This is a genomic window from Pseudomonas sp. C9 (genome assembly GCF_002000165.1).
In the GTDB taxonomy this organism is placed as follows: Bacteria; Pseudomonadota; Gammaproteobacteria; order Pseudomonadales; family Pseudomonadaceae; genus Aquipseudomonas.
Map to the genome: position 1 here is coordinate 4,590,413 of NZ_MPAK01000001.1, position 22,406 is coordinate 4,612,818.

The following is a 22,406-nucleotide window of genomic DNA, read 5'->3' on the forward strand; positions in this document are numbered from 1 at the left end:
CGTTGTTTTAACGCTTAAACCCGCTCAAAAATCGCCGCAATCCCCTGGCCGCCACCGATGCACATGGTCACCAGCGCATAACGGCCGTTGGTGCGGTGCAGTTCGTGGATGGCTTTGGTGGCGATGATTGCGCCAGTCGCGCCGACCGGGTGGCCCAGGGAAATACCCGAACCGTTCGGGTTGACCTTGGCCGGGTCGAGGTCCAGTTCCTGGCTGACCGCACAGGCCTGGGCGGCGAAGGCGATGTTGGCTTCGATCACGTCCATGTCGGCGACGGTCAGGCCGGCACGCTTGAGCGCCAGGCGGGTGGCAGGCACCGGACCGAGGCCCATCAATTCCGGTTCAACACCGGCGTGGGCGTAGCTGACCAGACGGGCCAGCGGGCGCAGGTTGTTGCTCTGTACAGCGGCACCGGTGGCCATGACCAGCGCAGCGGCGCCGTCGTTCAGGCCAGAAGCGTTGCCGGCCGTCACCGAGCCATCTTTCTTGAACGCTGGCTTCATGCCCGCCAGTTGTTCCAGCGTGGTAGCGCGAGGGTGTTCGTCGACGCTGAACAGCTTGGTTTCCTTGCGATCACGGATTTCCACGCCAACGATTTGCTCGCTGAAGTAGCCATTGGCGATGGCGAAGGCCGCGCGCTTCTGGTCTTCCAGGGCCAGGGCGTCTTGCATTTCACGGGTGATGCCGTTGCGTTCGGCGACGTTCTCGGCGGTGATGCCCATGTGGATGCCGTGGAACGGGTCATGCAGGATGCCCAGCATGTAGTCGATGGCCTGGATGTTGCCCATGCGCGCACCCCAGCGGGCGGCTGGCATGATGTACGGCCCGCGGCTCATGGATTCGGCGCCGGCACCGACGACGATGTCGGCATCGCCCAGCATCAGGGTTTGCGCGGCATTGATGATCGCTTGCAGGCCGGAACCGCACAGGCGATTGACGTTGTAGGCCGGGGTTTCTTTCGGGATGCCGGCGTTCATGGCGGCAACGCGGGAGATGTACGCGTCGCGGGTTTCGGTCGGGATCACGCTACCCATCACCAGATGGCCGACTTGCGCCGGGTCTACGCCGGAGCGTTGCAGGGCGGCCTTGACGGCCGTGGTCGCCAGGTCGGCCAGCGGAACGTCTTTGAGCGAACCACCAAAGGTGCCAATGGCGGTACGTGCGGCGCTGACAACAAAAATATCCGGGGTGTTCATTACGGCTTTCCTCTTGGTGAATGCTTTTCTGTACTGCGATTGAGTAGGGCGGTCAACGCTGTTTGCGCTTCAGGCGTGTTGACGCGCTCGATGAACAACAGGTTTTCCTGGCGAATGGTGGCTTTGAGCTCTGGCAACGACGCCTGTTTGAGCAGTTGCCGGGTCTGGCGCAGGGATTCTTGTGGCAATGCCAGCAGGCGCCGGGCCAGAAATTGTGCGGCGGCGAGGCATTGTTGGCCGTCGTCGAACAGTTCGTTGGCCAGTCCACACGCGACCGCCGCAGCGCCGTCGAGGCTGTCGCCCCATAACAATAGACGCGCGGCGCGAGCGTGGCCGAGCAGGCGCGGCAACAACAGACTCGCGCCGAATTCCGGGCACAGCCCCAGGTTTACAAACGGCGTGCGCAGCTTGGCGTTATGCGTGACCAGCACCTGATCGCAATGCATCAGCAACGTGGTGCCAATGCCGATGGCCGCGCCGCAAACAGCAGCGATCAGCGGCTTTTGCAGATGAATGACGACATTCATCAAGCGAAACGCCGGGCTGTCCAGATGCGTCGGCGGATGTTCGAGAAAGTCCGCCAGGTCATTGCCGCTGGTAAAGCACGTAGGGCCACCGGTGAGCACAATCACGCCGACGTCGTCGTCTTCATCAGCGGCCAGCAAGCGGTCGGCCAACTGCGTGTACAGGCTGTTGTTCAGTGCATTGAGCTTGTCGGGGCGGTCAAGGGTGAGCGTCAAAACGCCTTCGTTTCGATCGTGTTTGATCAGCTCGCTCATGAAATGCCCCCGCCTGTTTTGTCCGGCAGCCACTCTAAGCGCCCGGCCCGCGCGGGAGCTATGACAAAACGAGTCAACGAATCTGCTGCTTTTTGCCATGTTGCACCACGGCGCCAGCGGTCAAACGGTTCACACACCCATTCGGGGTATGGTGCCGATTGCCCAATCGCTCAATAGTGGCGTCAACCGGTCATCCAGAACCGACTTCGCTTGATAAGGTGAATTTGCTATGCGCAAGGCCCTCATGGTGATTTCCAGTCTGTTGCTTGTTCCGCTGACATTGAATGCCCACGCCGACGACGTGAACGAGAGCAATACCCTGCGGCTTTATAATTGGGCCGATTACATTGGCGAAAAAACCATTGCCAATTTCGAGAAAGCCTCCGGCATCAAAGTGATCTACGACACGTTTGATGCCTATGAAACGGTGCAGGCGAAGTTGCTGACCGGGCACTCCGGTTACGATCTTGTGGTGTTGAATGCCTCCCTTGCGCCACCGCTGATCAAGGCCAAAGTGTTCCAGCCGCTAGACAAGAAGTTGCTGCCGGGCTGGACCAATCTTGACCCGAAAGTCTTGCAGGACTTGCAGGGTTTTGATGCCGGAACGGTGTACTCCGCGCCTTACACCTGGGGCAGCAACGGCATCACTTACAACGTCGACAAGATCAAGGAGCGCATGCCGGATGCGCCAATCGGTTCGCTGGCGATGATTTTCGATCCAAAAATCGTCTCACGCTTTGCTGACTGCGGCGTCACCCTGGTCGATGCGCCCACTGAAGTCATTCCCCTGGCCTTGAAGTACCTGGGACGCGATCCGCGAAGTGCGGCCCCGGAAGATCTGAAAGCCGCGCAAGAGTTGCTGTTGACGGTCAGGCCTTACATCAAGAAGTTCGATTCGGTGAACTACCTGACCAGCCTGCCCAATGGCGATGTCTGCATGGCCATGACCTGGTCTGGCGACTACGCGACGGCCATGGCCCGCGCCGAAGAAGCCAAGTTGAAGATCAAACTGGCCTATTTCATTCCCAAGGAAGGTTCGCTGATCTGGTTCGACAACATGTACATCCCCGCCGATGCCCCGCATGTCGCCAATGCCCACAAGTTCCTCGAGTACTTGATGCAGCCGCAGGTGATGGCCGACGTCACCGACTTCATTCATTACGCCAACAGTAACGCGGCGGCCACCCCGTTAGTGGATGCCGACGTGCGCAACAACCTGGCAATTTATCCCGATGAAGAAACCCGCCAGCGCCTGTTTCCGCAAAAGACTCAGGACGCCAAGGAAATGCGCGCCATCACCCGCGTCTGGAGCACGGTGAAGAGCGGGATTTGATCGTTTAACCCTTCGGTTTGAGGTTTTTGTATGGTTACTCCAACGTTGAAAGTACTGCCGACCGTGAATGACGCCCATTTGATCAAGGCTGATAAAGCCCATTACATGCACGGCTATCACATGTTCGACGAGCACGCCGAACAGGGGGCGCTGAACATTGTGGCCGGTGACGGTGCCTACATCTACGACGCTCAGGGCAACCGTTTTCTCGATGCGGTGGGTGGCATGTGGTGCACCAACATCGGTTTGGGCCGTGAGGAAATGGCCCTGGCGATTGCCGATCAGGTGCGGCAACTGGCGTATTCGAATCCGTTTTCCGACATGTCCAACAACGTCGCCATTCAGTTGTGCGAAAAACTCGCCAGCCTGGCGCCGGGCGATCTCGACCACGTGTTCCTGACCACTGGCGGCTCCACCGCTGTGGACACCGCGTACCGCCTGATTCAGTACTACCAGAACTGCCGTGGCAAACCGGAAAAGAAGCACGTCATCGCCCGTTTTAACGCGTATCACGGCTCCACCACGCTGACGATGTCGATCGGCAACAAGGCCGCCGACCGCGTGCCGGAGTTCGATTACGCCAACGACAAGATTCACCACGTGTCCAACCCCAACCCGTACCGCGCACCGGACGGCATGGACGAGGCGCAGTTTCTCGAATTTCTGATCAAGGAGTTCGAAGACAAGATTCTTTCCATCGGCGCGGACAAGGTGGCGGGCTTCTTTGCCGAGCCGATCATGGGTTCCGGCGGGGTGATCATTCCGCCCAAGGGTTACCTCAAGCGCATGTGGGAAGTCTGTCAGCGCTACGACATTCTGTTTGTGGCCGATGAAGTGGTGACCTCGTTCGGTCGCCTGGGCAAGTTCTTCGCGTCTTATGATCTGTTCGACGTGCAGCCCGACATCATCACCACGGCCAAGGGCCTGACCTCGGCCTACCTGCCGCTGGGTGCGTGCATTTTTTCCGACCGTATCTGGAAGGTTATCGCCGAGCCCGGCAAGGGCCGCTGCTTTACCCACGGTTTTACCTACAGCGGTCACCCGGTGTGCTGCACGGCGGCGCTGAAGAACATCGAAATCATCGAGCGCGAACAGTTGCTGGCGCATGTCGATGTGGTCGGCGCTTATCTGGAGGAACGGCTGGCGACGCTCAGCGACTTGCCGCTGGTGGGCGATGTGCGCTGCCAGAAGTTCATGGCGTGCGTGGAGTTCGTGGCCGACAAACGCACCAAGGCGTTGTTTGCCGACGAGGTGAATATTGGCGAAATGATTCACTCCCGTGCCCAGTCTCGCGGCTTGCTGGTGCGGCCGATCATGCACCTCAACGTCATGTCGCCGCCGCTGATTCTGACGTGTGCCCAGGTCGATGAAATCGTCGAGATTCTGCGGGTGTGCATTCTTGAAGTGGCGGCCGAACTTGAGAAAAACGGCCAGTACGTCGGGCAATGAATACGCTCAATCTGCGGTTACCCGGTGCCGGTTCTCCCGCTAGACTGCGGGGCATGAGCAAACCCAACGACGAAACGCTGATCGCATTGCCCTTCGGGGCGTTGCACAAATGGCACGGCGACATGCGCGAAGCATTCGCCCATGTCGACGAGCCTGATGCGCTGCAATACCTGGCGTCGGCGTTCGGGCACCTGGTGTCCATCGAGTCGGTGATGATCAGCCTCGAACACAAGGACCGCGCGCCGCAGTTGCTGTACCAGCGCGGTATCCCGGAGCAGTACCGGGACTCGATCATCGACCGCTATTTTTCCGGTGGCTACTTGCTCGACCCGTTTTGCCTGGCGGTGGAGCAGGGCCTGGCCGAAGGGTTTTATCACCTGGAGGAAATCGCTCCTGACAACTTCTTCGACAGCGAGTACTACAAGACTTATTACTTGAAGACCGGGTGTTCGGAGGACAGTTTTTACCTGATCGATACGGGGCATGACAGTCAGGTGTCGGTCAGCCTGTTTCAGGGGTTTGGCGGGGAAAGCCTGCGGGCGGAGCAACTGAACCTGTTGCGGGCGGTCGAGCCGTTGGTTCGGGAATTCATCAGCGAGTTTGGCCGTCGTGGGCTGGTGCAAAGCGCAGTCACTGAAAGTGACGACCTGAAGCAACGCGTGCAGTCTGCATTCGAAAATTTTGGCTGCGATTTGCTGACCGAGCGCGAGCGGGAAGTGGCGCACATGGTGCTCAGGGGGCATTCCGTGAAGTCCACGGCCAGCCAGATGAGCATCTCGCCGGAGACGGTGCGCATGCACCGCAAGAACCTGTATCTGAAACTGGAAGTCGGGTCGCAGTCGGAGTTGTTTGCGCTGTTTATCGAGTGGTTGCGCCAGCACTGACCCAAATCTACAACCCACCCGAAAAAAACCTGTGGGAGCGAGCTTGCTCGCGATGAGGCCATGACATTCAACATCAATGCTGAATGTAAGTCCGCTATCGCGAGCAAGCTCGCTCCCACAGGGGAGAGGGGTTGACCACAATATTTGTGGTCAGTCCTCGCGTTTAACGACAAGGGTCAGAATGTCGTAACTGGCCACCAGCTCTCCCAGCTGGTTAGTCACCTCAACATCCCACGCCACCACCCCTTGCGGAATGCCTTGCGGGCTCTTCTTCCCTTGGTCGATTTTGCGTTTGCAGGTCAATCGCGCCTGAATCGTGTCGCCAATCCCCACCGGATTGATAAAGCGCAATGTATCCAGGCCGTAGTTGGCCAGTACCGGCCCCGGCGCTGGGGAAACGAAAAGCCCGGCCGCCGCCGACAACACGAAGTAGCCGTGGGCGATGCGTTTGCCGAATTGCGATTCCTTGGCGGCGATGTCATCGAAGTGCATGTAGAAGTGATCGCCGGACAGGCAACCGAAGTTCACCAGATCGGCTTCGGTCACGGTGCGACGGTGCGTCAGCAGCGACTCACCAATCTGCAGATCCTGGAAGAACCGGCGGAATGGATGCACCTCGGTTTCGATGACCTGGGCGCCGCGTACGTATTCACCGGTGACGGCGGCCAGCATGGTCGGCGAGCCTTGTACCGCTGCGCGTTGCAGGTAGTGTTTCACCGCGCGCAGACCGCCGAGTTCCTCACCGCCACCGGCACGACCCGGGCCACCGTGCTTGAGTTGCGGCAGTGGCGAGCCGTGGCCGGTGGACTCGGCGGCGCAATTGCGATCCAGCACCAGCAAGCGACCGTGCCACGCCGCTGCGACAGGGATGGCCTTGGCGGCGATCTGCGGATCCTTGGTGATCAGACTCGCCACCAGGCTGCCTTTGCCGCGTGCCGCCAGTACCAGCGCTTCGTCGAGATCGTCGTACGCCATCAGGGTGCTGACCGGGCCGAACGCTTCGATATCGTGCGCGCCACCTTCGGCGTGCGGATCGCGAGCTTGCAGCAAGGTCGGGGCGAAGAACGCGCCCTGGCTGACGTTCTCGCCGCGCGGTTCGAAACCGTCACGGGCGCCGAACAGCATGTCGCTGCTCTGCAACAGGCTTTCCAGGCGCTCGGCCACGTCTTTCTGCTGATCGTGGGACGCCAGCGCACCCATGCGCACGCCTTCCACTGACGGGTCTCCGACCACGACTTTGGCCAGGCGATCACGCAAGCGGGTCGCGACCGCGTCAATGTGTTTGGCCGGCACGATGGCGCGGCGGATGGCGGTGCATTTCTGCCCGGCCTTGGTGGTCATCTCCCGGGCGACTTCCTTGATGAACAGCTCGAATTCTTCGTCGTCCGGGGTCACGTCCGGGGCGAGGATCGCGCAGTTCAGCGAGTCGGCTTCGGCATTGAACGGCACCGAGTTGCGGATCAGGTTCGGATTGACCCGCAGCTTGGCGGCGGTGTCGGCGGAACCGGTGAAGGTCACCACGTCCTGGCCCTGCAAGCGGTCGAGCAAGTCACCGGTACTGCCGATGATCAACTGCAAGCTGCCCGGTGGCAGCAAGCCGGATTCGTCCATCAGGCGCACCACGGCTTCGGTCAGGTAGCTGGTGGCGCTGGCCGGTTTGACGATGCACGGCATGCCGGCGAGAAAGCTCGGTGCAAACTTTTCCAACATGCCCCAGATCGGGAAGTTGAAGGCGTTGATGTGCACGGCCAGGCCACCCCGTGGCACCAGAATGTGCGTGCCGGCGAAGGTCCCGAGTTTGCTCAGCTGCATCGCCGGGCCTTCATGGACGATGTTGCCCGATGGCAATTCCCGCGAGCCCAGGCTGGCGTAGGTGAAGAGGGTGCTGTTGCCGCCTTCGATGTCGATCCAGCTGTCGGCACGGGTCGCGCCGCTGTGGTGGGAAATCGCGTACAGCTGTTCCTTGCGCTCGCTCAGGTACAAGGCCAGTGCCTTGAGACGTTGGGCGCGTTGCTGGAAGTCCAGCGCCATCAAGCCACTGATGCCTTGGCGGCGGCCGTGCTCGATGGCTTCGGCGAAATCCGGGCGCTCTTCGTGAGTGCGGGCGATTTCATGGCCGTCGATGGCGCTGCGCAGGATCTGTGCGCCTTGTTGACCGATCCAGCGACCGGCGATGAAACTCTGCAGAGTAGGGGCATGCAGTGTAGGTGAAGAGGACATCACGATTGCTCCTGATTGTGAACGGTTGTGGCGCGGTCGCAACCGCGCCCTTTCGGAATTACCAAAGCGCCAAGGTGTAACCGACGATCAAGCGGTTCTCATCGATGTCGGTCGTCAAGCCATTGCCGGAACGGAATGTCACGTTGCGCCAGCGCAGGCTGACGTTTTTGAACGCACCGCTCTGGATCACGTAACTGATATCGGTGTCGCGCTCCCATTCGCTTCCGTTGTCGACCCTGCCCGCGTTGACATGGCTGCCGTCGGTGTAGCGGGTCATGAAGGTCAGGCCGGGAATGCCTTGCGCGGCGAAGTCATAGTCATAACGCAGCTGCCAGGAATCCTCGTCGGCGCGGGTAAAGGTGTTGAAGGTCACCAGGTTGACCACGTACGGATCGCCACCGTTGAGGAACGGAAAGGCGCTGTCGCCGGACAACTGCTGGAAGGCGGCGCTGACCTTGTGGGCACCGTGGGACACGGTGAACATGCTGTTGAAGTTACGGTTGTCGATACGTCCGGCCTTTTCGGCACCGTCGCCGCGGCTGTCGAAATAACGCAGGTCGCTGCGCAGGTTGAAACCGTTGCCCAGCGGCAGGGTATGCACTAGCCCGACGAATTGCTGACGATAAATCTGGTCGAGCTTGCCGTAGTAGTAGCTCACATTCAGTTGCGGACTGAACGCGTAGCCGCCGCCACCGAAGTCGAAGTGATCGCTGGTGGCGGCGGCGTAGCCGATGTCATCGTTGCTGGAGGAGTCCCGCAGGTTGGCCTTGGTCAGGCGCCCGGCATTCACCGTCAGGCCGTCGATTTCCTGGCTGGTCAGCAAGCCACCTTCGAAGGTAGAACCCAGAAGGCGTGTGTCGTTGTAGGTCACCACCGGTAGCAAGGGTTGCAGGGTGCCGAGCTTCAACAGGCTTTTGGACACGCGCAGTTTGCCGGTCAGGCCCAGTTCGCTGTACTCGTCGTCGGGCTCATGGCTCTGCGGGCCGAAGGGCAGCAGCCCGGTGCCACGGCGATCCGGGCTGGAGTCGAGCTTCAATCCAAGCTCTCCCAAGGCGTCGAGACCGAAACCGAAGGTGCCGTCGGTGAACCCGGACTCGATGCGCGCAGTAAATCCCTGGGCCCATTCCTCGGCTTTGGATTGCGGCGCGTTGTTCTGCCGGAAATCACGATTGATGTAATGGTTGCGCATTTCAATCCGGGCCTTGCTGTCGTCGATGAAGTCGGCCATGGCGCAGGGCGCGACCATGGGCAGACTTAATGCGGCGGCGAGCGAAAACAGTGACTCGTAAGGTGCAGTACGTGCGGGTTGCATTATTTTTATTCCCTGCCAACTGATCGGTCGTTATTTAGTGTTTGCTGGCGCCGGAGGCACCAATGCCAGTCATCGATCGGATGAACTGCGCCAGATAACGGCCACGCTCAAGGGCTGCACGAGGTGACGTGTCGGTGACAGAAAATGCCCAGGCACTGAAGAACGCCAGGCTCATGGAAAACAGCGCCGGGTTGGAGTAGGGGAACAGTGCCTTGTCGTGATGCAACACGTTGACCCATACCGCCGGGCTCAGCACCAGCAACACAATCGCCGAGACCAGCCCGGACAAGCTGCCGAGGACGGCGCCACGGGTGGTCAGGCCTTTCCAGTACATCGAAAGGAACAGCACCGGGAAATTCACCGACGCGGCGATGGCCAGTACCAGGCCAGAGAGGAAGGCAATGTTCTGTGATTCGAACAACAGGCCGAGAATGATCGCCAGCACCCCGATGCACAGCGTGGCGATTCGCGAGACGCGGATTTCCTGCTGCTCGGTTGCCTGACCTTTGCGCATCACACAGGCATACAAATCGTGGGAAACCGCCGAGGCGCCGGACAGCGCCAATCCGGCAACCACCGCCAGAATGGTCGCGAAGGCAACCGCCGAAATGAAGCCGAGGAACAGGTTGCCACCCACGGCCTGAGCCAGGTGCACGGCAATCATGTTGCCGCCGCCGATGATCGCGCCGCTGGCATCGCGGAAGGCAGGATCAGTGCCGACCATGACGATGGCGCCGAAGCCGACGATGATCAGCAACAAGTAGAAGTAGCCGATGAAGCCGGTGGCGTAGAACACGCTTTTGCGCGCTTCCTTGGCATCGCTGACGGTGAAGAAACGCATCAGGATATGGGGCAGGCCAGCGGTGCCGAACATCATGCCCAGTCCCAGGGAAATCGCATCGATCGGGTTGGACAGCAAGCCGCCTGGCGCCATGATCGCACTGCCCTTGGCATGCACCGCGGTGGCGCCGGCAAACATCGCTTCGGTGCTGAAACCGAAATGCTTGAGCACCATGAAGGCCATGAACGTGGTGCCGAACAGCAACATCACGGCTTTGATGATCTGCACCCAAGTGGTGGCGAGCATGCCGCCGAAGGTCACGTAGAACACCATCAACACGCCGACCAGCATGACGGCGTAGAGGTAATCGATACCGAACAGCAATTCGATCAGCTTGCCGGCCCCGACCATTTGCGCCACCAGGTACATCAGGGCGACAGTCAGGGTGCCGAAGGCCGAAGTCAGGCGTACCGGGGTTTGTTCCAGTCGATAGGAGACTACGTCGGCAAAGGTGTATTTGCCCAGGTTGCGCAGGCGTTCGGCAATCAGGAACAGGATGATTGGCCAGCCGGCCAATACGCCCAATGCGTACAGCAAACCGTCGTAGCCATTGAGGAACATCATCGCGGAAATGCCGAGGAACGAGGCTGCCGAAATCATGTCGCCAGCAATCGCCAAACCATTCTGGAACCCGGTCATGCCACCGCCCGCGGTGTAGAATTCGCTGGCGGATCGGGTTCGCAGTGCTGCCCAGCGAGTGACGCCGAGGGTGAACAGGACGAACACCAGGAACATGCCGATGGCGTTCCAGTTCAGAGGACGGGACACACCGTCGGCGGCTGCCGCAAAGTCAGCAACAAAAGCCAGGGGCAACAGGAGTAATCCAGGAAGACGGCTCATCGGGCGCACTCCTGCTTGAGTTTTTCATTCAGCGGATCGATCACGTTGTTGGCGCGATAGACATAGAAACCGGTCAGCGCGAACGCCAGCACGACAATCACCACGCCCACCAGCATGCCTACGGTGGTCACGCCACCACTGAGGGATTGACCGAGGGTGCTGGGAGAGAACGCAACCAGCAGGACGAAACCGAAATAAATCGCCAGCATGATCATCGACAGCGGCCAGTACAGGTTCTGTTTACGTCGTACCAACTGGATGAAGTCGGGATTCTGGCGAATGAGTTCTATGTCTTGGGGTGTCATGGCACGCTCTCTTTTGTTGTTTTTGTTGTGGGGTAAACGGTGTATCCGGGATTGATCACTGAAACTGTGGGCGCGGGCTTGCCCGCGATGAGGCCATCACCTTCAACATTGCCGGTGGTTGACCCACCGCTATCGCGGGCAAGCCCGCTCCCACAGGGGTTGGGTAGTTCCTGCAAACGGGGTTTCAGAGCTGATCGAAATCGAGCACAACCTTGTCGCTGATCGGGAACGCCTGGCACGACAGCACATAGCCGGCGGCCACTTCGTAGTCTTCCAGGGCGTGGTTGCTGTCCATTTCTACTTCGCCTTCGATGACCTTGCACTTGCAGGTCGAGCACACGCCGGCCTTGCACGAGTAGGGCAGTTCGGCACCCTGGGCGTTGCCGGCATCGAGGATGCTCTGGCTGTTGCGCGGCAGATCGAAGGCCAGCGCGCGGCCATCGCTGATGACGGTGATCTGGCTGACCGCCGCATCCACCTGGTGGGCCGCCTCGCGGGCTTCACGTTTCTGCTGGCTGCCAGCGGCGGCGAACAGTTCGAAATGGATACGCTCAGGCGCCATGCCTTTGGCCTTGAGGCTGTCGCGCACGGTTTCAGTCATCTCTTGCGGGCCGCAGATAAACGCGGCGTCGAGGGCTTTGACGTCGAGCCAGCGGGAGAACAACTGTTCGCATTTCTCGGCGTTGATCCGGCCGTTGTACAGGTCGACATCCTGCTGCTCGCGGCTGAACACGAAAATCAGGTTCAGACGCTGCAAGTAGCGGTTTTTCAGGTCCTCCAGTTGCTCGCGAAACAGCGCGCCGGAGCTGGAACGGTTGCCATACAGCAGGGTGACGCGGCTGTGCGGCTCGGTTTCCAGGGTGGTCTTGATGATCGACAGGATCGGCGTGATGCCGCTGCCCGCTGCTACAGCCAGGTACTGGCCGTGGCGCGCCGGGTCGAGTTCGACACTGAAGTGCCCGGCGGGCGGCATGACGTCCAGCGTGTGCCCTGCCTTGAGTTGCTCGTTGGCAAACGCCGAGAAGCGCCCACCCGTCACCCGCTTGACCGCGATGCGCAGCTCACCGTCATTCACGCCGGTGCAGATCGAGTAAGAACGGCGGACTTCTTCGCCGTCCAACTGGGTGCGCATCACCAGGTGCTGGCCCTGGGTGAAGTGAAAACTGTCCTGCAGGTGTTGCGGAATCTCGAAGGCGATGGACACCGCGTCACGGGTCTCGGTGCGCACGTCCTTGATGGTCAGGCTGTGAAATTTACTCATTATTGTTCTCCAGCTGGGACGGCCGATTGCCGCTCAGATGCACTTGAAATAGTCGAACGGTTCCCGACAATCGATGCAGCGATACAGGGCCTTGCACGCGGTGGAACCGAACTCGCTGAGCACTTCGGTGTGGGCGCTGCCGCATTGCGGGCAGACGACCACCGGGCTTTCACCGAGCAGGCTGCGCTTGCTGGTGCTGCCCTCCGGCGGGGCGATGCCATAGGCGCGCAAGCGTTCACGGCCACTGGCGCTGATCCAGTCGGTGGTCCACGCCGGGGTCAACTTGCGCTCAAGTTGCGGCGCCTTGAACCCGGCCAGTTCCAGTGCCTCGCGGATGTCGCTTTCGATCACTTCGGTGGCGGGGCAACCGGAGTAGGTCGGCGTGACCACCACGTGCAAGTGACCGGCCTGCCAGTCCAGGTCGCGGACGATGCCGAGGTCGACCACGCTGACCACCGGCACTTCCGGGTCCATGACCTGCGCCAGGGTTGCCCACGCAGCGGCCAGGTCGGTCGGTTGTGCCGCACGGGCGCCCAGGTCGCTGGCGATCAGCTCACCAGGTTGCATCGGGGTACGCTCGTGGCAGGAATTGCATCTCTGCCAACAGGATGCCGAGGTGTTCGGTGTGCAGCCCTTTGCGTGCGTTCAGGTAGAAATAGTTCGGCGCGGCAGGCACGGGCAGGGTAGCGCTGGCGAAGATCGCGCTGACCCTGGCTTGCCACTGCGCGGCAACGCTGGCGATGTCCGGGGTGATGCCGGCTTCGCACAAGCGCTGCTCGCTGTCATCGGCGGCAATCAGTTCGACGGTGAAGCGCCAGACCTCAGGGATCGCCGCCAGCATGCGCCGATGGCTTTCTTCAGTGCCGTCACCCAGGCGCTCGACCCACTCGCCGGAGCGGCGCAGGTGATAGGTCACTTCCTTGACCGCTTTGGCGGCGATCCCGGCAATGCGTTCGTCGCTGGACTGGCTCAGTCCCTGCAACACCGGCAAATGCCAGGCGTCATAGAGGAACTGCTTGAGCATGGTCACCGCGAAGTCGCCGTTGGGTTGTTCCACCAGCAGCAGGTTGCGATAAGCGCGCTCGTCACGGCGGAACGCCAGGTCATCGGCGCTGCGGCCGTCGTTCAGCAGTTCGGCGGCGTATTCCAGCCAGTTACGCGCCTGGCCCACGAGGTCGAGGCCGACGTTCATCAACGCCAATTCTTCTTCCAGCGCCGGGGCCTTGCCGCACCATTGGCACAGGCGCTGGCCCTGGATCAGGGCGCTGTCGCCGAGGCGCAGCAGGTATTCGATCAGATCAGTCTGGTTGTTCATGGTCGACCTCACATGTGCCCGACTTCGGCCGGCAGCTCGTAGAAGCTGGCGTGGCGATACACCTTGTCGTCCGACGGATCGAACAGCGGGTCTTTTTCATCCGGCGACGAAGCGGTAATCAGTGCCGACGGCACCACCCACAGGCTCACGCCTTCGCTGCGACGGGTGTAGAGCTCGCGCGCGTTCTCGATGGCCATGGTGGTGTCGGCGGCGTGCACGCTGCCGACGTGCTTGTGGTTGAGGCCGTGCTTGCTGCGCACGAAGACTTCAAAAAGGGTCCATTCAGACATTTCAATGACTCCACATCAGGTGGCCGGATCAGGCGGCGTTCTTGTTTTGTTTTTTGCGGGCGTGGGCGACGGCGGCTTCGCGAACCCAGGCACCGTCTTCAATCGCCTTGCGGCGGGTGGCGACGCGTTCCTGGTTGCACGGGCCGTTGCCCTTGAGCACTTCGTAGAATTCGCTCCACTGGATCTCGCCGAAGTCGTAGTGGCCGGTTTCGGCGTTCCACTTCAAATCCGGGTCCGGGCAAGTGCAGCCCAGCAGTTCCAGTTGCGGGATGGTCTGGTCGATGAAGCGCTGGCGCAGTTCGTCGTTGCTTTGGCGCTTGATTTTCCAGGCCATGGACTGAGCGCTGTTCGGCGAGTGTTCGTCGCTTGGGCCGAACATCATCAGCGATGGCCACCACAGGCGGTTGATCGCGTCCTGGACCATGTCTTTTTGCGCCTGATTGCCGTGGCGCATCATGGTCAGGAGGATTTCGTAACCCTGGCGCTGGTGGAAACTTTCTTCCTTGCAGATCCGCACCATGGCCCGGGAGTAGGGGCCATAAGAGGTGCGCTGCAACACCACCTGATTGACGATTGCCGCGCCGTCCACCAGCCAGCCCACCGCGCCCATGTCGGCCCAGTTCAGCGTCGGGTAATTGAAAATGCTCGAATACTTGGCCTTGCCGCTGTGTAGCTTGGCGATTTCTTCATCGCGGTCGGCGCCCAGGGTTTCCATGGCGCTGTAGAGGTACAGGCCATGGCCGGCTTCATCCTGAATCTTCGCCATCAATTGCAGTTTGCGTTTCAGCGTCGGCGCGCGGGTGACCCAGTTGCCTTCGGGCAGCATGCCGACGATTTCAGAGTGAGCGTGCTGGGAAATCTGCCGGATCAGGGTTTGCCGGTAGGCATCTGGCATCCAGTTCTTGGCTTCGATCTTGATTTCTGAATCGATTTTTTCCTGGAAGGCGCGTTCTTCCTCGGACATCTCCGAGAGGTCTTTGATGCGCTTTACGCCGGTTTCTACGAGCTGTGCGTACATTTTTGGTCTCCCGCCGTGAATCTGTTTGATGGCATGGAGAACTTTATAAGCGATACAGAAATTAATATCAAACATAAAATGGTGTGTCGTATGTGTTTTTGTATCGCTTTGGGATGGGTGGTTGGTTTGGTCGGGGGCATATCCGTTTTTTTTGTGATGGCTTCTATTGGTTCCGCTCTTACAGCGGGTCACTTTGGAAGAGCGCCAAAGTAACCAAAGCGCGTTTGCCCCTTTCGTTCGGTGCCTCGCCTAGGCTCGGCATACCCTCGCTCCGGTCCTGCTCCGTGGGCCCGCCGCCATCGGCCATCCATGGCCGGGGGCGGCTAACCCGGCATCCTTGCCGGGTTGCCCACTGCGCAGAACCTGCGCTCGGCCTCTCGAGGGGGCTGTGCATCAAGATCAAAAGCTGCAGCGAGCTAACGCTCGGCCTTGAGTGGTGAGAAGCGAAAGCCGTATGCCGATTGATCGTTCCCACGCTCTGCGTGGGAATGCACCCCCTGACGCTCCCCGTCACAGAGGCTCCGATTTCTGGACAGCCTGATGGCTACTTAGTAGCATCCGCCGCATACGGATTTTCTCCTGCGCGTCGACTGACGTGGGTCTATCAAGGAATCGAAATGCACACTTTCACCCATGGCGATAAATCGGTTGTTTTCACTGTCCTGAGCGGTGAAGTGGTGGGCAGCGAAAAGCTCAGCGAAACCCGCGTAACATCCACTGGCGGCGTTCATGTGAGCGGCAAGGACAGTGAAGTGACGCCGGTGCGTGTCAGTTCGGTTTCGATCATTAATCATGAGTTTTGGGTCAAAACCCCGGACGGCGTCGAGCACGACGTGAAGTTGCGCGGTGTGGATATTCCGTTGCGCACCGGCCAGGACATCTCGTTGATCAGCGCTTTGAAAAAGGATGGTTCGCCGCTGCATGCCATTTTGCAGAACCACACCGCCTCCAAACGCTGGGTATTGCGCGACGGCAACGCGCTGCACACCGAGCTGGAGCTGGCGCCCTTCAACTGGAATACCGTGCTGATCGTGTCTGGATTGTGTGTCGCCGGTATTGCGACCGCAGGTCTGGGGCTTTTAGCGGCAGCGGGCTATTTGTTCTATGCGATTTATCAGGGCTCTCAGCGCAAGAAGCTGCTGGTCAGCGATTTGAACGCCTACCTCGAGAAGCTGGAAAATCAGGTCGCCAGTCGCATTCAGGCACCAAGCCCTGCACAGGTTATGCAACCGGCCCAGACCGATCTTTTTGCCCTGGCAGAAGTCATTGTTCAGGAAGAAGAGGTTGTACAGGCAAGCGTCGAGGCTCCCGCAGAAAACGCAGTGCTCAACAGCGACAGCGTACGCCGGGCGCTGTCACGCAAACTCTGAGCAATAGGCCTTTGAGGGTTCTTGCGCAGACCCAAACCTCGCATCGATAACGGGACGCAGAGCATCCCCGGCGGCATTCCCACGCGGAGCGTGGGAACGATCAAAGCAAAAGCATCGCGAGCAGGCTCACTCCTACAAAAAATCGGGGTACGGCTTTGGCTTCTCACCACTCAACAGGCCGAGTGTTAGCTCGCCTGCCGCTTTTGATCTTGACGCACCGCCCCCTCGAGAGGCCGAGCGCAGGTTCTGCGCAGTGGGCAACCCGGCATGGATGCCGGGTTAGCCGCCCCCGGCCATGGATGGCCGATGGCGGCGGGCCCACGGAGCAGGACCGGAGCGAGGGCATGCCGAGCCTTAGCGAGGCACCGAACGAAAGGGGCAAAAGCGCTTTGGTTACTTTCGCGCTTTTCGAAAGTGACCCGCCGTAAGGGCGGAACCAATAGCCGCCGTAACCGCAAAAATGGATATGTACACCCGATAGAAAATGGCCGGCTGCCAGAAAGCTATCGCGAGCAGGCTCACTCCTACAGAGGGCGTACGCGTTCCAGCTAAAAAAAAGCCCCGCAATTGCGGGGCCATAAAGGGTGCAGCAGTCATGCTTTAGGGCGTTTGTCCAGAACGTGGCAAGCCTTGCCCTCAGATCGCTTGATCGAGTGAAACGGCTGCAAGACGATCCGCGAACTGATCCCGATATACGTCTTGATGTGTTTGCTCAATTCACCGCAAACAGCCTTCTGCTGATCATCGGTCAGGTGCTGGTGCTCAGCCTTCAACTCGACATGCACATCAACACTGTCCATGTTGCCATTGCGATACAAATGGATCTCGTAACACTCGGCCAGTTGTTTAACTTTTAAAACCTGCTCCTCAATCTGCGTCGGGAACACGTTGACCCCACGAATGATCAGCATGTCATCGCTGCGTCCGGTGATCTTGTCGATACGACGCATTGGCCGCGCGGTGCCGGGCAGCAAGCGCGTCAGGTCGCGGGTGCGGTAGCGGATCATCGGCAAGGCTTCTTTGCTCAGCGAGGTGAACACCAGTTCGCCCATTTGACCATCCGGCAGCACTTCGCCGGTCACCGGGTCGATGATTTCCGGGTAGAAATGGTCTTCCCAGATCGTCGGTCCGTCCTTGGTCTCAGCGCATTCCATGGCGACACCCGGCCCCATGATTTCCGACAGGCCATAAATATCCAGTGCAGTAATGCCCAAGCGGTTCTCGATGGCGCTGCGCAGCTCGCCGGTCCACGGCTCTGCGCCGAAGATGCCCAGGCGCAGGGCCAGTTTGTGCGGGTCGATGCCCTGGCGCTCGATTTCATCGGCGATGTTGAGCATGTACGACGGCGTGACCATGATGATGTCCGGCTGGAAATCCTTGATCAGCTGCACTTGTTTTTCAGTCTGCCCACCGGACATCGGAATCACCGTGCAACCCAGGCGTTCGGCGCCGTAGTGGGCACCGAGACCGCCGGTGAACAGGCCGTAGCCATAGGAAATATGCACCTTGTCACCACGACGCCCGCCCGCCGCACGGATCGAACGGGCGACCACGTTGGCCCAGGTGTCGATGTCGTTCTGGGTGTAACCGACCACGGTCGGCTTGCCGGTGGTGCCGCTGGAGGCGTGCAGGCGCACCACCTCGTTCATTGGCACGGCGAACATGCCGTAGGGGTAGTTATCGCGCAGGTCGGATTTGGTGGTGAACGGGAACTTCGCCAGGTCGTCCAGTGATTTGATGTCGTCCGGGTGCACACCCAGCGCATCGAAACGCTGACGGTACAGCGGCACATTGTTGTAGGCGTGAGTCAGGCTCCAGCGCAGGCGATCCAGCTGATGTTGACGCAATTCGTCGATGCTGGCGGTTTCCAGCGGGTCCAGCACAGGATCAAGCACGGCTTTGGCAATTGGCATGTTCATGAGTTCACTCGAATTGTTTTTGTGTTCCGGCCCGGCCGCGGCAGGGCTTTGAGTGCATGCCCCAAGGATACCTCTGGGCGCCTTGGGAATCGCGGTTCTTTAGTCGGATATACGCTCAATGATCAGCGCGATTCCCTGGCCGACGCCGATGCACATGGTGCACAAAGCGTAGCGGCCCTGACGTTCTTCCAGTTCATGCAGGGCAGTGGTCACCAGGCGCGCGCCACTCATGCCCAGCGGATGGCCAAGGGCAATCGCGCCACCGTTCGGGTTGACCCGAGGATCGTTGTCGCCAAGGCCCAGTTCACGCAGCACCGCCAGGCCTTGTGCAGCGAAGGCTTCGTTGAGTTCGATCACGTCCATGTCGGCCAGGCTCAGGTTGGCCAGTTCCAGCACTTTGCGGGTCGCCGGCACCGGGCCGATGCCCATGATGCGTGGCTCGACACCGGCGGTGGCCATGGCGACCACCCGGCCGCGCGCTTTCAAACCGTGGCGTTTGGCGACTTCCGGGCTGGCCAGCAGCAGCGCACACGCGCCATCGTTGACCCCGGACGCATTGCCAGCGGTGACGCTGCCGCCTTCGCGAAACGGCGTACCGAGTTTCTGCAGTTGCTCAAGCGTGGTATCGCCGCGCGGGTGCTCATCGTGCTCGACGATTTTGGCCGGGCCTTTGCGTTGCGGGATGTCGACCGCGACGATTTCCTTGGCCAGACGGCCACAGGCTTGAGCGGCACCAGCGCGCTGCTGGCTGCGCAGGGCGAAGGCGTCCTGGTCGGCGCGGGAGACATTGAACTGCTCGGCGACGTTCTCGGCCGTCTCCGGCATGGAGTCGATGCCAAAGGTTTTCTTCATCAGTGGATTGACGAAGCGCCAGCCGATGGTGGTGTCGTAAATCTGCGCATCGCGGGAAAACGCCTGTTCGGCCTTGCCCATCACCAGTGGCGCGCGGGACATCGATTCAACACCGCCGACCAGCATCAGGCCAGCCTCGCCACAACGAATCGCTCGCGCCGCGGTGCCGATGGCATCCAGCCCGGAGCCGCACAAGCGGTTGAGCGTGGTACCGGGCACGCTGACCGGCAAGCCGGCCAACAGCGCTGACATGCGGGCGACGTTGCGGTTGTCTTCGCCGGCCTGGTTGGCGCACCCGTAAATCACGTCATCCACGGCATTCCAGTCGACCTGCGGGTGACGGCGCAGCAGTTCACGCAGTGGCACCGCGCCGAGGTCGTCGGCACGTACGCTGCTCAAGGCTCCGGCGTAGCGACCGATCGGGGTCCGCACCGCGTCGATGATCAAGGCGTCATTCATTCGGGGTCTCCTGCGCCAGCACCGAGCCGCGCACTTTGTAGGATTTGCCATGGAACAGGGCGATCAACTGGCCCTGTTGGTTTTCGATACGTACGTCGTAGTTGCCGGTGCGCCCGGAACGGCTTTGCTCGGTGCACTCGGCAGTCAAGGTGTCGCCCAGGCGGGCTGGGGCGATGTAGTCGATGCTGCAACCGATGGCCACCGTGGCGTCGTTGTAGCTGTTGCAGGCAAAGGCAAACGCCGAGTCGGCCAGCGCAAACAGGTAGCCGCCGTGGCAGGTGCCGTGGCCTTGAAGCATGTCGGCGCGCACGCTCATGCCCACGCGGGCACAGCCGGGGGCCGCCGAGAGCAGGCGCATGCCCATCGCCTGGCTGGCGGCGTCGCGGTTGAACAGGGTTTTTGCGCAGTCGCTGGCCAGGTTCATCGCTTCGTGATTAGTCATGGAAAGTCCTCCCTTCGGCGACCCGACGGCGCAACAGCAGCGAGGGCCGATAGCGCTCTTCGCCGTAACTGGCTTGCAGGTTTTCCAGCACCTTGAGCACGTGCGACAGGCCGACGGCATCCGCCCAGGCCAGCGGGCCTTGCGGGTAATTGACCCCGGCGCGCATTGCCAGATCGATGTCGGCGGCCGACGCCACGCTTTGCAGCACAGCGTCGGCGGCTTCGTTGGCGAGCATGGCGACAGTGCGCAGCACGGCGAGGGCCGGGCTGTCGCTGAGCAGGCTTACGTTGAAACCGGCCCGTTGCAGCAGGGCAACGCCTTGTTCGAGGGCTACCGGCTCAATGTCCGCTGTGCAACTGATCGCGATTCGGCTGGCGTTGCCGTAATCGAGCACGAGGTCGAGCAGGATCAGATTGCGTACCCCGTCTTCCCTGGCGCGCTGACAGGCCATGCGCCCATCGCTCAGCGCCAGCACCGCGTCGCCCACCCGCAACAGGCCTTGGCCGTCGCGTTGAATGACTTCGATGTTGTGTGTGCGCAGGCGCGGGATCAGCGCATTGGCAGCGCCGAGATCACCTTCGATCACGCAGCTTTCAACGGTCTGCTCGCTGCTGATGGTGGTCGGCTGCGGGCGTTCGGCGTTCTCGGCGTAGCTGTAGAAACCGTGACCGCTTTTGCGCCCCAGACGCCCGGCGTCCACCAGGTCTTTCTGGATCAGCGAAGGCTGGAAGCGGGTGTCGGCGTAATAGGCGTCGAACACTGAGCAGGTCACCGCATAGTTGACGTCATGGCCAATCAGGTCGGTCAGTTCGAAAGCACCCATCGCAAAGCCACCGGCATCGCGCATCAGCGCATCCAGCGTCGAGCAATCGGCAACGCCTTCCTGCAGCAGGCGCAGGCTCTCGGCGTAAAACGGCCGGGCCACGCGGTTGACGATGAACCCCGGCGTTGAACGGGTGTGCACCGGTTTTTTGCCCCAGGCCTTGGCGGTGTCGTACAGGCAATCGGCCAAGGCTGGATCGCTGGCCAGCCCCGAGACGATTTCCACCAGCGCCATGATCGGCGCGGGGTTGAAAAAGTGCAGGCCCAGCAGGCGTTCTGGGTGATCCAGTTGTGCGGCGATGCTGGTGATCGACAGCGACGAGGTGTTGCTCGCCAGAATGCAGCGCTCGCCGCAGATGCCTTCCAGTTGGCGGAAGAGGGCGCGCTTGACCTCAAGGTTCTCGACGATGGCTTCGATGACCAGTTCGCAATCGGCCAGCGCTTCGATGGCTTCCACAGGCAGCAAACGAGCGATGGTCGCGGTGCGGGCGTCGGCCGAGAGCTTGCCTTTCTCGACGCGTTTGCCCAGTTGGCGGTCAATGCCGTCGATGGCTTGAGCCGCGGCGCCGGGGCGATTGTCCAGCAGCAGCACGGTGTGACCGGCCTGTGCCGCGACCTGTGCAATCCCGGCACCCATGGCGCCGGCGCCGATCACGGCGATGGGTGCGTTGGTGTTCAGTGCGGTCATGACTCAGCGCCCCTTGAAGCTTGGGCTGCGTTTTTCCATGAAGGCGCTGACGCCTTCACGGTAGTCCTCGCTGCGCCCGGCCAGGCGTTGCAAGTCTTTTTCCAGCTCGAGCTGCTCGTCGAAGGTGTTGCTCAGGCTGGCATTGAGGCTGCGTTTGATCAGTGCCAGGCCGTAGGTCGGTTGCGTGGCGAGGTGACGGGCCAGTGTCAGCGCTTCACTACGCAGTTCGGCGTCGTCCACGCAGCGGTAGATCAGGCCCCATTGCTCGGCCTGTTCGGCGCTCAATCGATTGCCGAGCAAGGTCAGGGCTTTGGCGCGGGCCATGCCGACCAGGCGCGGCAAGGTCCAGGTGCCACCGGAATCGGGGATCAGGCCAAGTTTGCAGAAGGCCTGGATGAAGCTCGCCGAACGCGCCGCCAACACCAGGTCGCAGGCCAGCGGGATGTTGGCGCCAGCGCCAGCGGCCACACCGTTGACCGCGCAGATCACCGGCATTGGCAGGTCGCGCAATTGGCGGATCAGCGGGTTGTAGAACTTCTCGATGGACTCGCCCAAGTCCGGCGCGGCATTGCCCGGCGCCACATTGCGATCGCCCAGGTCTTGCCCGGCACAGAAGCCGCGACCTTCACCGGTCAGCAGCAAAACGCGTACGTCCGGGTTTTGCCGAACCTGCTTCAGGGCTTCTTTGACTTCACCGTGCATCTGCGCGTTGAAGCTGTTCAGTTGCTCGGGGCGATTGAGGCTGAGCAGGGCGACACCGGCCTCGATGGAAAACAGGATGTGTTCGAAGTTCATGGTCATGGCGCTCTCT

At 60.8% G+C, this 22,406-nt stretch carries 20 protein-coding genes; 4 read left to right on the forward strand and 16 right to left on the reverse strand.

Annotation, left to right across the window (positions count from 1 at the left end; translation table 11 throughout):
- Positions 1-14 precede the first annotated feature (14 nt).
- Positions 15-1,196, reverse strand: a complete 1,182-nt coding sequence (locus BMS17_RS21490; protein WP_046032657.1) for an acetyl-CoA C-acyltransferase family protein — start codon at positions 1,194-1,196, stop codon at positions 15-17.
- A complete protein-coding gene (locus BMS17_RS21495; RefSeq protein WP_077431698.1) occupies positions 1,196-1,975 on the reverse strand; it encodes an enoyl-CoA hydratase in 780 nt (259 codons plus the stop codon). The genes BMS17_RS21490 and BMS17_RS21495 overlap by 1 nt, the downstream gene beginning before the upstream one ends.
- Positions 1,976-2,204: 229 nt before the next feature.
- On the opposite strand from BMS17_RS21495, the gene BMS17_RS21500 reads away from it, so the two are divergent.
- Genes BMS17_RS21500 through BMS17_RS21510 form a run of 3 tightly spaced genes read left to right on the forward strand, consistent with a single transcriptional unit; the run spans position 2,205 to position 5,641 of the window.
- On the forward strand, positions 2,205-3,308 hold the full coding sequence (locus tag BMS17_RS21500) for a polyamine ABC transporter substrate-binding protein (protein ID WP_046032659.1): 1,104 nt from the start codon (positions 2,205-2,207) through the stop codon (positions 3,306-3,308).
- 30 nt (positions 3,309-3,338) lie between these two features.
- The gene (locus tag BMS17_RS21505) at positions 3,339-4,757 is read left to right on the forward strand and encodes an aminotransferase (RefSeq protein ID WP_077431699.1); all 1,419 of its coding nucleotides are present in this window, start codon (positions 3,339-3,341) and stop codon (positions 4,755-4,757) included.
- Entirely contained in the window at positions 4,754-5,641 is an 888-nt protein-coding gene (locus tag BMS17_RS21510) for a LuxR C-terminal-related transcriptional regulator (RefSeq protein ID WP_077431700.1), read from the forward strand. Before BMS17_RS21505 ends, BMS17_RS21510 begins: the two co-directional genes overlap by 4 nt.
- Before the next feature lie 150 nt (positions 5,642-5,791).
- Here BMS17_RS21510 and paaZ read toward each other — a convergent pair whose 3' ends face one another.
- From paaZ to paaA, 9 genes are all read right to left on the reverse strand, one after another.
- Complete coding sequence (gene paaZ / locus BMS17_RS21515) at positions 5,792-7,861, reverse strand: phenylacetic acid degradation bifunctional protein PaaZ (protein ID WP_077431701.1); 2,070 nt, start codon at positions 7,859-7,861, stop codon at positions 5,792-5,794.
- Between the two features lie 58 nt (positions 7,862-7,919).
- Positions 7,920-9,173, reverse strand: a complete 1,254-nt coding sequence (locus BMS17_RS21520; RefSeq protein ID WP_046032663.1) for an OprD family porin — start codon at positions 9,171-9,173, stop codon at positions 7,920-7,922.
- A 34-nt stretch (positions 9,174-9,207) separates the two neighbouring features.
- Positions 9,208-10,854: a cation acetate symporter gene (locus BMS17_RS21525; protein WP_077431702.1), complete on the reverse strand. Its 1,647-nt coding sequence runs from the start codon at positions 10,852-10,854 to the stop codon at positions 9,208-9,210.
- Positions 10,851-11,159, reverse strand: a complete 309-nt coding sequence (locus BMS17_RS21530) for a DUF485 domain-containing protein (protein ID WP_046032664.1) — start codon at positions 11,157-11,159, stop codon at positions 10,851-10,853. The genes BMS17_RS21525 and BMS17_RS21530 overlap by 4 nt, the downstream gene beginning before the upstream one ends.
- 184 nt (positions 11,160-11,343) lie before the next feature.
- Entirely contained in the window at positions 11,344-12,420 is a 1,077-nt protein-coding gene (gene paaE / locus BMS17_RS21535; RefSeq protein WP_077431703.1) for a 1,2-phenylacetyl-CoA epoxidase subunit PaaE, read from the reverse strand.
- 33 nt (positions 12,421-12,453) lie between these two features.
- On the reverse strand, positions 12,454-12,987 hold the full coding sequence (paaD, locus tag BMS17_RS21540; RefSeq protein WP_077431704.1) for a 1,2-phenylacetyl-CoA epoxidase subunit PaaD: 534 nt from the start codon (positions 12,985-12,987) through the stop codon (positions 12,454-12,456).
- Positions 12,974-13,735: a 1,2-phenylacetyl-CoA epoxidase subunit PaaC gene (paaC, locus tag BMS17_RS21545; protein ID WP_077431705.1), complete on the reverse strand. Its 762-nt coding sequence runs from the start codon at positions 13,733-13,735 to the stop codon at positions 12,974-12,976. The genes paaD and paaC overlap by 14 nt, the downstream gene beginning before the upstream one ends.
- Before the next feature lie 8 nt (positions 13,736-13,743).
- Positions 13,744-14,025, reverse strand: coding sequence for a 1,2-phenylacetyl-CoA epoxidase subunit PaaB (gene paaB / locus BMS17_RS21550; RefSeq protein ID WP_007943393.1), 282 nt, complete (start codon positions 14,023-14,025; stop codon positions 13,744-13,746).
- A gap of 28 nt (positions 14,026-14,053) precedes the next feature.
- Positions 14,054-15,043, reverse strand: a complete 990-nt coding sequence (gene paaA / locus BMS17_RS21555; protein WP_046032668.1) for a 1,2-phenylacetyl-CoA epoxidase subunit PaaA — start codon at positions 15,041-15,043, stop codon at positions 14,054-14,056.
- Positions 15,044-15,531: 488 nt separating this feature from the next.
- On the opposite strand from paaA, the gene BMS17_RS21560 reads away from it, so the two are divergent.
- Positions 15,532-16,413: a hypothetical protein gene (locus tag BMS17_RS21560; protein ID WP_256577204.1), complete on the forward strand. Its 882-nt coding sequence runs from the start codon at positions 15,532-15,534 to the stop codon at positions 16,411-16,413.
- A gap of 593 nt (positions 16,414-17,006) precedes the next feature.
- Here the strand turns inward: BMS17_RS21560 and paaK are convergent.
- From paaK to paaG, 5 genes are all read right to left on the reverse strand, one after another.
- Positions 17,007-18,332 (reverse strand): phenylacetate--CoA ligase PaaK, encoded by a 1,326-nt coding sequence (gene paaK, locus BMS17_RS21565; RefSeq protein ID WP_046032670.1) that lies wholly within the window; start codon positions 18,330-18,332, stop codon positions 17,007-17,009.
- Between the two features lie 99 nt (positions 18,333-18,431).
- Positions 18,432-19,643 carry a 3-oxoadipyl-CoA thiolase gene (gene pcaF / locus BMS17_RS21570; RefSeq protein ID WP_077431707.1) on the reverse strand — a complete coding sequence of 404 codons (1,212 nt, stop codon included), beginning with the start codon at positions 19,641-19,643 and terminating at the stop codon, positions 18,432-18,434.
- Positions 19,636-20,085, reverse strand: a complete 450-nt coding sequence (gene paaI, locus BMS17_RS21575; protein ID WP_046032672.1) for a hydroxyphenylacetyl-CoA thioesterase PaaI — start codon at positions 20,083-20,085, stop codon at positions 19,636-19,638. Before paaI ends, pcaF begins: the two co-directional genes overlap by 8 nt.
- Complete coding sequence (paaH, locus tag BMS17_RS21580) at positions 20,078-21,595, reverse strand: 3-hydroxyacyl-CoA dehydrogenase PaaH (protein WP_046032673.1); 1,518 nt, start codon at positions 21,593-21,595, stop codon at positions 20,078-20,080. Before paaH ends, paaI begins: the two co-directional genes overlap by 8 nt.
- Positions 21,596-21,598: 3 nt before the next feature.
- On the reverse strand, positions 21,599-22,390 hold the full coding sequence (gene paaG / locus BMS17_RS21585; protein ID WP_046032752.1) for a 2-(1,2-epoxy-1,2-dihydrophenyl)acetyl-CoA isomerase PaaG: 792 nt from the start codon (positions 22,388-22,390) through the stop codon (positions 21,599-21,601).
- Positions 22,391-22,406 lie beyond the last annotated feature (16 nt).